Consider the following 13,557-nt stretch of genomic DNA (forward strand, 5'->3'; position numbering starts at 1 on the left):
AGGAGCGAGTGCGATGGCGCTCCTGCAGAAGCCATGCTGAAGCTTCGTCCGTGACTTGCCATGAACCGCTTACCGGCCTTGATTCATCCCCACTTTGGTCACGGCGCCTTGTTCAAGGTCCCATTTCTTGAGGATTTTGCCGTAGGTGCCATCGTCAACCATGGTCTGGATCGCCTCGGCAATGGCCGTCGCGAGCTCGGGATTGTTCTTGCTGACGCCCAGGCCGGTGAATTGTTTGGAGATGGCTTCGCCAAGCGGCTTATAGGTGTCCTTCTCCTGTGCCATCAGATAGGGGAGAGTTTCGCTGCCCTGCATGGCTGCATCAAGGCGACCCTGGCGCAGTTGTGCCCGGGCGTCAGCAGAGCCTTCCGAGCCGCTGACGATGATCGCCGGCTTACCCTTCGCTTCGCAGTTTTCCTTGCTCCACGCTGAAATTTCCGCAGGCCAGGTGGTACGGCGGCTGGTGCCGACTTTCTTGCCGCACAGATCGGCAGGCTCACTCAAGTCAGCATTTTTAGTCAGCGTGTAGAGCTGTGGGCCGCTGGCGAAGTAATCAATGAATGTCACCGTCTTCTGCCGCTCGGCGGTGTCAGTCATGCCCGACAGAATGATATCGAAACGTTTGGTCACCAGACCGCTGACCATCTGCTCGAACGCTGTTTCCTGCCATTTGATTTTCACACCGAGGCGCTCGGCCAAGGCGTTGCCCAAGTCCACGTCGAGCCCGGTCAAGGTGTTGGTGCTGGTGTCTTTGAAATCCATGGGCGGATAGTTGGGCACGATGGCGGCGGTGATTTCACCTTTGTCCTTGAGGCTGGCAGGGGGCGCGGCAAACACCGACGCAGACGCCAACATGCCGACAAGCAAACTGGGGATGAAGATCTTTTTCATGGTCGTTCTCGTTTGTTCTGGTTTAAGTGCGAACGGCAGAAATGAAGCTTTGGGTTCTTGGATTTTGTGGGCTTATTAGAATGTCTTCCGGGGTGCCGGCCTCCACAATCTGGCCGCCGTCCATGAACACCATCCGGTTGGAAACTTCGCGAGCAAACCCCAGCTCATGGGTGACCACAATCATGGTCATGCCGCTGTGCGCCAGGTCACGCATGACTGACAACACTTCACCCACCAGCTCTGGGTCCAGGGCGGAGGTGGGCTCATCGAACAGCATCAGCTTGGGCCGCATCGCCAATGCGCGCGCGATCGCTACTCTCTGCTGCTGACCGCCCGAAAGCTCGACCGGATACGCATGGCGTTTATCGGCCAGACCGACACGAGCGAGCAATTCGGTGGCCTCCTCGGTGGCTTCCTTGGGGGAACGCTTCAGGACCTGGATTGGGCCCTCAATCACATTTTGCAGCGCGGTCATGTGCGGGAAAAGATTGAAGCGCTGAAAAACCATGCCCGTACTAAGACGCTGCCGGGCGATCTGAGCATCCGTGAGCTCATGCAGCTTGTTGCCGACGATGCGGTAACCCACCAGTTCGCCGTCCACCCACAAGCCGCCCTTGTCGATCTTTTCGAGCTGATTGACGCAGCGCAACAACGTGCTTTTGCCCGAGCCCGAAGGCCCAATGATGCACAGAACCTCACCCTGTTCGACCTCAATGCTGACGTCTTTGAGGGCGTGGAACTGGTCGTAGTATTTGTTCAGGCCGACGGCTTTGACGATGCTTCTCATGGTGAGTCTCCTGGGCCTGACTTACGAACGCTTGCCGGCGCCGCGAGCAAAGCGCAGCTCCAGTCGGCTTTGGCCAAACGACAGGACGGTGACCACCGCCAGGTACCAGATCCCGGCGACGATCAACAGCTCCATGACGCGAGCGTTGGCGTAGTAGATGTTCTGCGCGTTATGCAGCAATTCGGAGTACTGGATCACGCTGGCCAGACTGGTCATTTTCACCATGCTGATGAATTCGTTGCCCACGGGCGGAATAATCACGCGCATGGCCTGAGGCAAAATCACTCGACGCAGCGCCTGCAAACGCGGCATGCCGATGGACTTGGCAGCTTCGTATTGCCCGGTATCTACAGACAGCAAGCCTGCGCGCACCACCTCGGCGGTATAGGCGCCCTGGTTGATGCTCAGGCCCAGCAGCGCGGCAACAAAGGGCGTCATGAGGCTAACGGTATCGATTTCCATGACGCCGGGAATCCCGATGACAGGGAAAATGAGCGCCAGGTTGAACCACAACAGCAATTGCAAAATCAGCGGCGTGCCGCGGAACAGCCAGGTATAGGTAATCGCTACGTACCGCAAAATCGGGTTGGCGGACATGCGCATGATTGCGGTGATCACGCCGATGATCACCCCAAGGATCATCGCCAGAATCGACATGACGATGGTATTGAGCAGCCCCCATAGAATGGCTTCGGACGTCAGAAACTGGCCGATGTAGCTCCATTCGATCTGCCCATTGGCAAAGGCGCGCGCGAGCCCTGCGAGGGCAACGATGATCAGCGTTGCAAAGAATATGCGTCCGTAATAGCGGCGGGGCACATGTTCGTATTGGGTAATGTCAAATGTGTTCTCGCTTTTCCTGCGCTCGGCTTGCAGCTGCTCTGCCTGATTCTGATTCATGTGTTTCTCCAAAGCCTTATGCAGACCAGGCCTGCCTGAATGTGCCACGCGTCCCCAATCATTTTTGCGATGACGGCGTCTTCAGCGCGGTATCCAAAGGCCCTCAATCGGCAGTAACTCCGCACTGAAAGATCTGATCAAAGTGTCAGCTTATTTATATTTTCATGGACATTTGGTCGAGGAATTGTGCGCGATGCGCAAGGTTGCCAATCAGCTTTTTCTGTGTTCATTATTGTTGATCGGGCATGTTTTGTTGTGAGTCAGAGCCTGTTGAATTCAATAGGTGAGGTCAATAAGCATTATGGAAACTCCACTTTCCAGTTCTGGAAACGTGCCGCCGAAACCGGGAATTCGCCCGCCGCTGACCCTTAGCGGAATGGACTTCAAGCTGCTGCGGGTATTTCAGGCCGTGGTCGAGGCGGGCGGTTTCAGTGCCGCCCAGAATGAGCTGAATGTCGGACTCGCTGCCATCAGCAAACAGATTTCGGACCTTGAAATCCGGATCGGCATGCGCCTCTGCACGCGCGGTCGTGAGGGGTTTCACCTGACTGAAGAAGGCAAGCTCGTCTACCAGGCGGCCATCGAACTTTTTGCGTCGGTCGACAGTTTTCGCGATCGGATTAGTTCGGCGCAGAACGAGTTGATTGGCGACCTCAGCATTGGCGTGATCGATAACACCTTGTCCGATCAAAGTTCGCCGCTCATTGCCGCGCTTAGAGCAATGCACGATGAAGCGCCCAAAGTCAGATTGCGCCTTCAAGCCTCTCAGCTGGATGAAGTGGAACGGGGAATGGTAGAAGGGCGGATGAGTCTAGGCATTGTGCCGGTGTATCAGCGACGCGAGGAGTTTGATTATTTCGAACTGTATGAAGAGACTTCTTACGCCTATTGCGCAATGGGGCATCCGCTGTTTGAGGTCGCGGACAGCGCCCTGAGCATCGACAGCCTGCGTGCATTCGAGATTGTTAATCATCGCTACGCTATTCACCGGGACAAGGCGAGCTTCATCAATTACGACAGCCAATGCGCCTCGGCTTCTCAAGTCGAAGCGGTCGCGATGATGATCCTCACCGGGCGCTTCATCGGGTTCCTTCCCGAGCATTACACGCGCAATTTGGTGCGCGACGGTCAGCTTCGGGCACTGCGTCCCGACCTGATCGTTCTGCGCACGCCCGTTAATTTGATCCTCAGGCACAACGCCCCACGAAGCCCGCTGGTCAAGGCCTTCGCGAGGGCGCTGGGGGTGGATTTGAGCGTAAGCAGCTGACGTTGTTCCAGCGCTTTCCTACTGATCAGGATGAGGATTTTGCCTAGAAATCCACCGTCGCCGACACCTTGAGCGTTCTGGGCTCGCCCTGCGTCAGGTAGTTATTGGCGGTCGAAGCCGATGCCCAATAGGCTTTGTTAGCGACGTTTTCGACATTGGCGCGCAGCGTGATGTATTTGTCGTCGGCCTTGAAACCGTAGCGTGCGCCCAGGTCAAAGCGGGTCCATGCCGGGATGCTCAGGGTGTTTTCGGCGTTGATGTACTCGCCGCCGGTTCTTAGCATTCGGCCGCTCAGCGCCGCGCCTTTCAGGCCCGGAATATCCCAGTCGGCGCCCAGGTTGTACTGGAATCGCGGCACGCCGGCGGCGCGATTGCCATCGGTCAGGCCGTTGGAGGTTTTCTTCAGCTCCGTGTCCATCCATGTCGCACCTGCCAGCAAGCGCAAGCCCTCGACAGGCTCGCCAAACAGATTCAGCTCGACGCCTTTGTTGATCTGCTCGCCGTCGACGCTGAACGTGCCCAACGTACTGCCGGGCCTGAATGTCGTGGCGCTGTTGGGCTGCTCGATTCTGTAGACGCCGAACGTCGCGCCGTAGCTGTCCCAATCCAGCTTTACCCCGGCTTCGGTTTGCTTGCTGCGCCGCGGGGGAAACACCTCACCGATGTTTGTAACGCCGCCCGAGGGCGCGGTCGGGCCTTGGGCCAGCCCCTCGATTCGGTTCGCATAAAACGAAACGTGTTCCCATGGTTTGATCACCAAACCGTAGACCGGCGTGGTGATGGATTCATCGTAGTTGGCGTTGCGCACGCCAGATGCCGTGTTCCAGGCATCGACTTCGATGGTCTGACGTCGCACGCCCAGGGTCAGCAGCACGCGGTCATCGACAAACCCCAAGGTGTCGGACATGGCTGCACTCTTGACCCGGTTTTTCCCGACGATTCGCGGATCATAAATATCGCTGCCGAAGTAGGTCGTGGACGGTCGAGGAACTTGCACGGGGTTGTAAAGATTATTGGGCTGGCGGTTGGCAACCAGAATTGCCTCGTACGACGAGCGTTGCTCACCCCAGATACCCGAGAGGCCGAAGTTCATCTGGTGCGTGATCGGCCCGGTCGTGAAGTGCCCGTTCAAGCCTGCAATAGCACTTTTATTGTCCTCGTCGTGTGGCGAGTACAAGAAGCCGGTACGTGCGGCGCCGGTCTGGTTGCTGACGTACAGCGAGGAATAAACGCCGTTCTCCCGCGTATGCTTCGCACCCATGCCGGCATAAGCCGTCCAGTTGTCGTTCAAGTCATACTCGCCATTGAGCATCCCGTAGGTGTCTTCGAGTTGCGACCACGTCCAGTCCTGAGCGTAATTGTCCTTGGCTGACGGCACATGGGGCACCGAGGTACCGTTGGGATACACCACGGAGCGACCCTGATTGATGCGTTCTTTCTGATAGCCGAAATCGGTCGACAGACGCAGCCGATCGCCGCGGTAGTCCAGCGCCACGGCAATCAGTTGCGAACGTTTGGTTTCGTCGTCAATCGCCGTGTCGCCGCCATGCTCAGCGAGATTGATGCGGGCGCCGAACCGGTTGTCTTCGCCGAAGCGCTCGCCCAGATCGAGATGGCCGCCGGCCTGGCTGTCGCTGGTGTAGTCCAGGCTGATGCTGCGCGTACTCACGTCTTTTGCGCGTTTGGGTACGATGTTGACGCTGCCGCCAATGCCGCTGCCTTGTGGCGAAACGCCGTTGACGAATGCGTTAGGCCCTTTGAACAGCTCAACCCGCTCCACCGCTTCAGTGGTGATGATTTGCCGTGGCAACACGCCGTACATGCCGTTAAAGGCGATGTCGTCAGTTTGCAGCGGCAGGCCGCGAATGGTGAACACTTGGGAAAAGTTACCAAAGCCGGCTGACTGACGCACCGAGGCGTCATTGAGCAGCACGTCGCCCAGCGTTCTCGCCTGCTGATCGGCAATCGTCTTCGCGGTGTAGCTGACCACGCTAAATGGGACGTCCTTGATTTCCTGAGTGCCTAGCACGCCGAGCCTGGCTGACCGTGCGACCTGGCCACCTGCGTAGGCATCGCCTTGGACGACCTGGTCACCTTCGATCATGGTCGCGCCCAACTCCATGGCACCGCCGGCATTCGGTTGGGCCACCACTGTGTACCCGTTGGAACCAGCGCTCGCCACGGTGTAACCGCTGCCCTTGAGCAGTTCGGCGAACCCTGCCGAGATCGAGTATTCGCCGTGCAGACCACTGCTGTTGCGACCGTCAAGCAAGCCGGAATCGAACGACAATTGCACGCCCGCCATGGCGGCAAACTGCGCAAGCGCGTCTGATAAAGCACCCGGCCCTATGGCATAGCTGCGCATGCCGCTGGGCTGAGTGAGATCGGCCGCGAGCAGCATGTGACTGGGCAGCATGCCCGTCAGGGCCACAGCCAGGCTCATCGCTTTGATATTGGAGCCGATTCTTCGTGAAAGCGGGTGCGGGCTGAGGGGCATTCGGCAGTCCTGTCGACGCAGAGGAATGTAAGGGTTCTTCTGCTTACCGAACGACGTTGAAAAAAGTATCAATTTTTTTGGTAGCGCTCCGAGGACCTTCAGCTGACAGGCTCGACCGCCACCCAATACCGCGTGAGGCTGCTGATGCTGACAGGTAGTGTGTCCTGCAACAGGCGCAAGCTGGCGTCAGTGTCACGCAGAGAAAAGGCACCCGAGACCTTCAGGTCTGCCACCGAAGAATGGCAGCGCAACACGCCCGGCCGATAGCGGCCCAGCTCAGCCAGTAGATCCGCCAGACGCATCTGTTTGGCGACCATCATTCCGTTTTCCCATGTCAGGCTAGCTGGATCCAGCGCCTCAACGGGCCCGATAAGGGTCGAGCTGAACCCGCTCTGCTCGCCCGCCCTCACAATCACCGGCGCCGACTGCTCGGCCGCGCGAATCTCTACAGCTCCCTCAAGAACCGCCAACCTTGTTAGCGGAGCATCGACCCGTACGCTAAACCGGGTGCCCAGCGCCCGGGCAATGCCATCGCGCGTGTGGACGGTGAAAGGACGGTGTGTGGGTGAGGGATCCCTCGCCGTAGTGATCAGCACTTCGCCGCTGATGAGGTTGATCCGGCGCTCATTTGTGTTGAACGCGATGTTCAGCGAACTGTTCGTGTTGATCAGCAGGTGAGTGCCGTCGGGAAGCGTCAGGGTTTTCTGCTCACCAATCGCGGTGCGCTGTTCGGCCATCCATTGCTGCCAGGGCAGTTCACGCTGCGCCAGCCAGACCGCAGGCCCGGCCAGCAACAGCAAGCCGATACGATTGAGCGCCTGACGTCGACTGATGCCAGTATTGCGGCCGATGCGTCGGATCGTATCGCTGGCGATGGAGCCGGGTACGGAGCGGAAATCCCCGATGATCGCCTCGGCGCGTTGCCACGCTTGCGCATGCTGCGCGCTCCGGTCGCGCCACACCTGAATCGCGCGGCGGTCTTCGTCGGTGGCGGTACCCGACTGCAGCTGCACCAGCCAGTCCGCTGCCTCGCCGAGGATTTCAGGGTCGATGGGTTGAGTCATCACGCCACGCTCAGGCAAGCCAGAAAGGCGTCGCGCATGTATCGCTTGACGGTGATCAGCGACACATCCAGCGCCTCGGCGATCTGTGAATACGTCATGCCGTCGAGCTGCGACATCAGAAACGCCCTGCGTGCCTTGTCAGGCATTGCGCTCAACATCGCATCGATGCGGTAAAGCGCTTCGAGGATCAGCCAGCGGATTTCAGGGGAGGGCACCTCAGGCTCAGGCAGGTGCGCGATGGTATCGAGGTAAGCGCGTTCTACATCCTGTCGGCGCCACCGATCAATCACCAGCCCCTTGGCGATATGCGTCAGCAGCGCGCGCGGTTCGGCGCCAAAGCTTGTGGCCGATTGGCGTGTCAGCAGCCGAACAAAGGTGTCGTGCGCCAGGTCGGCGGCATCGCTGGTGTTGCCCAACTTGCGATCCAGCCAGCGGTGCAGCCAGCCGTGGTGTTCACAGTACAGACTCTGGACATGCTGATTGAGCGCTCGATCGGCTGACGACATAGAGACCATTTGCGACCGTCCGGAAGTGTTGCCGGATGTAATTAAGAATTGATCGCATTCTATAGTCGTTAGCCGAGCGCTGGCAATTTCATTGCACGTATTTGATCAGCGAGCGAATCCCGGCAAACCCCAATCTTCCAGGGGAAACTCGGTCAGCGAGCCCAGCACCAGATCGGCGTGTGCATACTGCTCGACCGGCATGTGGGGATCCGGCACAGCCACCGCGTACATGCCTGCGGTCTTGGCAGCGGTCACCCCGAAAGGGGAGTCCTCAAACACCAGACAATCCTTCGGGTCCACTCCCAGGCTGCGTGCAGCCGCCAGGAAGATATCCGGCGCAGGCTTGGCGGCCGTGACCTCGGCATGGTCTGCCGTCACAACGTCTTTAAACAGCTCAAACCAGGTGCGGTGATTGCTCGTCTTCACATGGAAGTAATGCAGGGAGGAACTGGTGCCCACCGCAATCGGAATGTTGTGCCTGGCCAGATGACGCACCAAGGCCTCGGCGCCACGCATCGGTTTGGCATCCGGAAAACGCTCATCAAGCATCGGTTGGCGGACGGTGAGGAACTCCTCGGGTGACATCGGCAGCTCAAGGGCACGGATCACGTACTCGGCAAAATCCTGCGAACCGCGGCCAATGGAGTGCTGTTTAACAGCCCAGTCGAACGTCTTGCCGTGCCACTTGGCGATCGTGTCGGTCACCTCGGTGTAAATGCCTTCGGTGTCCAGCAGCAGGCCGTCCATGTCGAAGATCACCGCCTTGACCGGTCCCTTGGGCTTTTGCGCTTCGCTCATTTCATCGATCCCGTTAGCAAATTGGCGTCCAGCCTAACGCTTAGGCGATTGCCATGGCTAGGCGCAACGGCTGCAAAACGCACTCGCCAAGTGCTAATCTCGCCGGGCTCTCGACAGCGCATGTGCTGCTCGGCCGCTTCGTGTGGCGCCGAAACCCTCAGGGGTCAAGGAAGGCAAGACCTCTCTTCAAGAACGGACATCTTCGAGTCGACACATGAAAAAATCAGTCAACATCGCCATAGGCGTCATTGTGGTTGCCGGCGTCCTGGTCACTGCAGGCGCCTGGTACACCGGTAAACGGCTGGAAGGCGCGCTGGGTGATGCCATCCAGCAAGGCAATCAGCAACTTCAAGCCGCGTTCGTCGGGCATGAAGGCAAGGCGAGCGTTGAACTGCTGTCGCTGGACCGGCACTTTTTCACCAGCACTGCGCACTACAAACTGAACGTCCAGGACCCCAAATTCAATGACGGCAAGCCGGTGGAGTTGCTGTTTGTCGACAACATCGAGCACGGGCCATTGCCGTGGAGCCGCGTGAAGTCGTTGCAACTGGTGCCCGTGATGGCGGCCAGCAACATGCAAATCGAGAAGAACGCTTTCTCGGAAAAGTGGTTTGCCATGACCAACGGCCAGCCGCCGCTGACCGGCCATTTCAGCATGGGCTACGACCGAGCTGCACTGGGCCGCGTGGATCTACTGCCGTTTGAGTTCAATGATCAGACCGGTGCGTTCAAGTTTTCGGGCTTCACCCTGAACGCTTCCGGCTCAGGCGACGGACAGAAGCTTGAAGCCAATGGTGTGCTGGGCAGCGTCGACGTCACTGCGACGTCCGAAGAGGGCCCGGTGCATCTCACGCTCAAAGACTTCACCTTCAACACCGGCGGCACTAAAGGCCAGTCAGGTTTCTACCTGGGGCATACCGACGCAAAGATCGCCTCCGCCGAGTTCCAGGCAGCCGGCCAGCCGGCCGTTCAGCTCAAGGATTTCGTCAACACCAGTCTGCTTCAGGAAGTGGAAGGCAACCTGAATGCTCAGGTGACGTATGACATCGGCAACGTCAGCTTCGACGGCAACAACATCGGCGCCATGCAGATGCTCTGGAAGTTCGGTAACTTCGACATCGCCTCGACCCAGGCGCTGATGAAGCTCTATCAGGAAAAAGTCCAGCCACAGGCCCAGGCCGCCGCTGCCGTTGGCGAGACTTACACGCCGCATTTGAGCCCTGCCGATCAGGCATTGGTGCAGGCCGAAGTCAGTAAATTGCTGGCGGCAAAACCGCATATCGAGCTGGAAAAGCTGTCGCTGAAAACGGCGAGCGGCGAGAGCCAGTTCAACCTGTCGATGGACCTGGGTAACCCGTCGGCGCTGGATCAGCCGGGAGCTGAGTTGCTCAAGCAGTTGCTAACGCAACTGAACGCCAAGCTGGTGCTCTCTAAACCGATGATTAAAGACTTGGCTGCTCTGCGCGCCAAATCCGCGGGCCTCACCGACCCCGCAGCCATCGCGCAACAAGCCGACGCCGCCGCAGAGTCGGTCGGCGGTATGGCGGTCATGTTGCAGCTGGGCAAGGTCGAGGGCGACAACATCGTGTCCAGCCTGCAATACGCCAATGACGTGGTTAATTTCAACGGCGTGAAGATGTCGGCGCAGCAATTTGCAGCGGCCATGATGGGCAAATTCGTGATGTTCAACGGCGGGCAGTGATTGCAGGCCCGGCGACTGCTCAAGTCGCCGGGTAACCGGTCTTCACACTGGCGGCTGACGCGCGATTTCGGTCGGGGCTTCGTGGCCTTCGCGTTCTGGCTGGACGGTGCGTGAGGACATCTCGGCGCGCAATTGCGGCAGGCACTCCGGGTATTGGCGGGCGACGAAACTGATCAGGCGTTCGCGCATGTGGCACCGCGCGTCCCAGCTGCGGGAAGAATCCGCCGAACTCAACAGCACCCGCAACTGCATCGCCTTTGCGGTGGTGTCGGTGACCTGCAGCACGCAGACTCGGCCATCCCACAGGTGGGGAATTTCCTTACAGATGCGCTCCGCTTCTTCTCGCAGTTCCTCCAGTGGCAACGCGTAATCCACCCACAGAAATACCGAGCCAATCAGGCTAGACGTGCTTCGCGTCCAGTTCTGGAATGGCTTCTCGATGAAGTACTGCAGCGGAATCACCATCCGCCGCTCATCCCAGATCTTCAGCACCACGTAGGTGCCGCTGATCTCTTCGATGCGCCCCCACTCACCTTCGACAATCACCACGTCATCCAGGCGAATGGGCTGTGATATGGCGATCTGCAGGCCTGCGATCAAATTGCCCAGCACCGGTTTGGCGGCGAAACCGGCCGCCAGGCCAGCGAGCCCAGCCGATGCCAGCAGGCTCGTGCCGATCTGGCGTACGGGTGGAAAGCTCATCAGGATCAGGCCTGTACCGAACAGCAACACCAGTACGTTCAGGCAACGCACCAGCACCCGCACCTGGGTCTGGATCCGGCGCGCCTGCAGGTTGTCTTCGATGTCCAGCGGGTTTCGGATCGCGACCGCTTCGCCAATGGCCTTCACCGAGCTCAGCGCCAGCCAGGTAAACCCGGCCACCACCAGCATGCCGTTCAGGTGCCTGACGCCGTTGATCAACGGCAGATCGTCCGGCGCGGAGGTCCATACCGTTTGCAGTGCCAGCAACGGGATCAGCCACAAGGTGGGCGGCTCGGCGCGGTGAAGGAGCTGTTGGGCGAAAACGAATGATTTGGCCACCCGTCGCAGCAAAATCAGCGCGATCCAGCGGCCCAACAGCGCGATGCCTATGGCCACGGCGGCAGCCACGAGGGTGTTGAGCCACGGCAACGGCAGGGCGTTCAGCCAGGCCTGCGGGAGTAACTGTTCCATAAAAAAGGTCACCAGCAAGACGGTTCAAAGGCATGAGGTGTGAACCCCCTCGCTGCGCATTGTTCCCCGGCTGGCCCATATCCACCCAAATCAGCCAGCGTCGAAATCCGCGTGCCAGAGCATCTGGCAGGCGCTTCACTCGCTCGAGCGCCTGCTGGCTGTGCTATTGACCTTGAGTCGCCTGAATGCCCAGCTCACGTTGCAATCGGGTTCGAAGACGCCAGCACTGGCTGATCTTCTGCTCCCGCGAGTAATCCGCGCAGCGCTCCGGCAGCACTGCGTTTCTGCATTCCTTGTCCATCAACTCCATGGCCTGCTCGCTGCTGCAATCGAGCTGGCCGGGCAGCGCTTGCGCTGTTTGTTCGGAGTGATGGGCAGGCGCCGGCTTTGTGATTGGCGGGTTAAGGCTGGCGTAGATTGCGAAGGCCGCGATGACAACGATCGACAAAAAGATTTTGCGCGCATTGACGTGGAGGAATGTTTTTACCGCCTCCCGGATTGGGGCGTAGACCTGCGGGTGGCGGTACGGCGATAGAAATACCCACGCCACCATCAGCAGCGAATAGCACAGCTGCGCGGCTGGCCCCTGGGAATGAAGGATCACTCCAATCAGCACCAACGGCACCCCATGTCGGACCAGCAACGCTTGTGAAGCGGGCCAGTGCAGCCACTCCGGAAGCAACAGATCGCTGATCCATTCATCGGCCTCTTCTATGGCCAGACAAACCGGGCGCCAGACGCGCATGGCGAACAGGCACAACCCGGTCATGAATAATGGATACATCAGCAGCATCACCGCTGCCTTTACGCCGTCGAGCGGGCCTTTCATCATTTCGTTCGGGATCATGAACAGAGCGGTAAAAAGCATCCAGCCGATCCATGTCCAGACAGCCGCATTCATCGGCTCGACTCGTAAGGTCCGCCAACTCTGCAGATCCGCCTCGGGAAACGCCTCGAGCATTTCGGGATAGCGATGGTTGATCGTCGAGCACAGACGCTCGCAGGCGATCCAGACATCCGCGTTGCAGTACCGCGCCAGTCGCAGTCGATCGACTTTGCGACCCGGCTGGAGCACTAGCCGCGCCGCCTTCTCTTCAACGCTGTCAGTCTTGCCGCCTGCCAGCAAGCGCTGCCAATGTTCGATATAGGCGTACTTTTCGCATCGCTCCACCAAGTGCCGCCAGATGAACTCAGGTTCGGGAAACACCCCCTTGCGGTCATCCCATCCAAACAGCTCGCAGACTCTGTCGAACAACGCAGCTGACCAGCCTTTATGGTTGTGAAGGAAAAACATCACCCAGCGCTGCAACTGATCGCGGCGTTCAAGGGAGGCCAGCCAGGGTTGCTGAGTCAGTTCCTGAAGGGCCGCGAGAAATTGACGCTCTTTGCTTTCAGTCAGCGCGAGTTCAAGGGACACGCCTTCGTTGTCCAGCAATCGTTGAGTCAGCTGGATTTCCCGGTCCGCGCTGATTCGCAACGACTGCCACGGCGTCAGCCATTGCAGCTCCTGGATAGCGGCTTTGAGCAGATCGCAGTCAGACGAATCGACCTCCAGACATCGGTCCAGCAAGCGTCGCTGGAAGAGCAAGTCGCAGCCCTGTTCCACGGCAAGTCGATGTTGATGCGTGAGGTTTTGCGCGGTGGTCTGCTCAACCAGCTGACGTGCAGCCTGCCGCGCAAAGGTATCAGCGTCCTGTGCCGGCTGAACGATATCGCTGGGGCTGTGCGCAGGCATCGCCGTCTTGAGCGAACGCTCCATTGCCGGTCCTTCGGCGACCGTAGGCGGATATGGGTCATCTTCGTCAGCACGATTCCGAGCCCAGTCGAGCACCCTTTCGTAGGCTTCCCGCAGGCGCTGAAAAGCTTCCGGATCGTCATCCGGCCGGGTGACCTTCAGCAGTTTTGCATATTGACGTTTGACGGCGCGCTCATCGGCGTCGTCGTTTAGGCCCAGCAAAGTCCAAGGGTTCAT

General features: G+C 59.0%; 11 protein-coding genes. 2 read left to right on the forward strand and 9 right to left on the reverse strand.

What is annotated here, in order from left to right; translation table 11 throughout:
* Positions 1-69 precede the first annotated feature (69 nt).
* The 3 genes from LT42_RS22860 to LT42_RS22870 are packed head-to-tail and all read right to left on the reverse strand — an operon-like array spanning position 70 to position 2,578.
* Positions 70-891, reverse strand: a complete 822-nt coding sequence (locus LT42_RS22860; RefSeq protein WP_037018641.1) for an ABC transporter substrate-binding protein — start codon at positions 889-891, stop codon at positions 70-72.
* 22 nt (positions 892-913) lie between these two features.
* The gene (locus LT42_RS22865; RefSeq protein ID WP_037018644.1) at positions 914-1,678 is read right to left on the reverse strand and encodes an amino acid ABC transporter ATP-binding protein; all 765 of its coding nucleotides are present in this window, start codon (positions 1,676-1,678) and stop codon (positions 914-916) included.
* Between the two features lie 21 nt (positions 1,679-1,699).
* Positions 1,700-2,578, reverse strand: coding sequence for an amino acid ABC transporter permease (locus LT42_RS22870; RefSeq protein ID WP_037018647.1), 879 nt, complete (start codon positions 2,576-2,578; stop codon positions 1,700-1,702).
* A gap of 301 nt (positions 2,579-2,879) precedes the next feature.
* Here LT42_RS22870 and LT42_RS22875 point away from each other — a divergent pair, with 301 nt between their 5' ends.
* Positions 2,880-3,845: a LysR family transcriptional regulator gene (locus tag LT42_RS22875; protein WP_037018649.1), complete on the forward strand. Its 966-nt coding sequence runs from the start codon at positions 2,880-2,882 to the stop codon at positions 3,843-3,845.
* A gap of 43 nt (positions 3,846-3,888) precedes the next feature.
* Here LT42_RS22875 and LT42_RS22880 read toward each other — a convergent pair whose 3' ends face one another.
* From LT42_RS22880 to LT42_RS22895, 4 genes are all read right to left on the reverse strand, one after another.
* The gene (locus LT42_RS22880; protein WP_052075378.1) at positions 3,889-6,342 is read right to left on the reverse strand and encodes a TonB-dependent receptor; all 2,454 of its coding nucleotides are present in this window, start codon (positions 6,340-6,342) and stop codon (positions 3,889-3,891) included.
* Between the two features lie 98 nt (positions 6,343-6,440).
* Complete coding sequence (locus LT42_RS22885) at positions 6,441-7,406, reverse strand: FecR domain-containing protein (RefSeq protein WP_037018652.1); 966 nt, start codon at positions 7,404-7,406, stop codon at positions 6,441-6,443.
* Positions 7,406-7,912 (reverse strand): sigma-70 family RNA polymerase sigma factor, encoded by a 507-nt coding sequence (locus tag LT42_RS22890; RefSeq protein WP_037019228.1) that lies wholly within the window; start codon positions 7,910-7,912, stop codon positions 7,406-7,408. Before LT42_RS22890 ends, LT42_RS22885 begins: the two co-directional genes overlap by 1 nt.
* 105 nt (positions 7,913-8,017) lie before the next feature.
* A complete protein-coding gene (locus LT42_RS22895) occupies positions 8,018-8,710 on the reverse strand; it encodes an HAD-IA family hydrolase (protein WP_037018656.1) in 693 nt (230 codons plus the stop codon).
* A gap of 214 nt (positions 8,711-8,924) precedes the next feature.
* On the opposite strand from LT42_RS22895, the gene LT42_RS22900 reads away from it, so the two are divergent.
* A complete protein-coding gene (locus tag LT42_RS22900; protein ID WP_037018657.1) occupies positions 8,925-10,412 on the forward strand; it encodes a YdgA family protein in 1,488 nt (495 codons plus the stop codon).
* A 42-nt stretch (positions 10,413-10,454) separates the two neighbouring features.
* Here the strand turns inward: LT42_RS22900 and LT42_RS22905 are convergent, their stop codons facing one another.
* Both LT42_RS22905 and LT42_RS22910 read right to left on the reverse strand, forming a co-directional pair.
* Positions 10,455-11,585 carry a mechanosensitive ion channel family protein gene (locus tag LT42_RS22905; RefSeq protein WP_037018659.1) on the reverse strand — a complete coding sequence of 377 codons (1,131 nt, stop codon included), beginning with the start codon at positions 11,583-11,585 and terminating at the stop codon, positions 10,455-10,457.
* Between the two features lie 163 nt (positions 11,586-11,748).
* Positions 11,749-13,557, reverse strand: a complete 1,809-nt coding sequence (locus LT42_RS22910; RefSeq protein ID WP_052075379.1) for a J domain-containing protein — start codon at positions 13,555-13,557, stop codon at positions 11,749-11,751.

It is taken from the genome of Pseudomonas lutea, assembly GCF_000759445.1.
GTDB classification, from domain to species: Bacteria; Pseudomonadota; Gammaproteobacteria; order Pseudomonadales; family Pseudomonadaceae; genus Aquipseudomonas; species Aquipseudomonas lutea.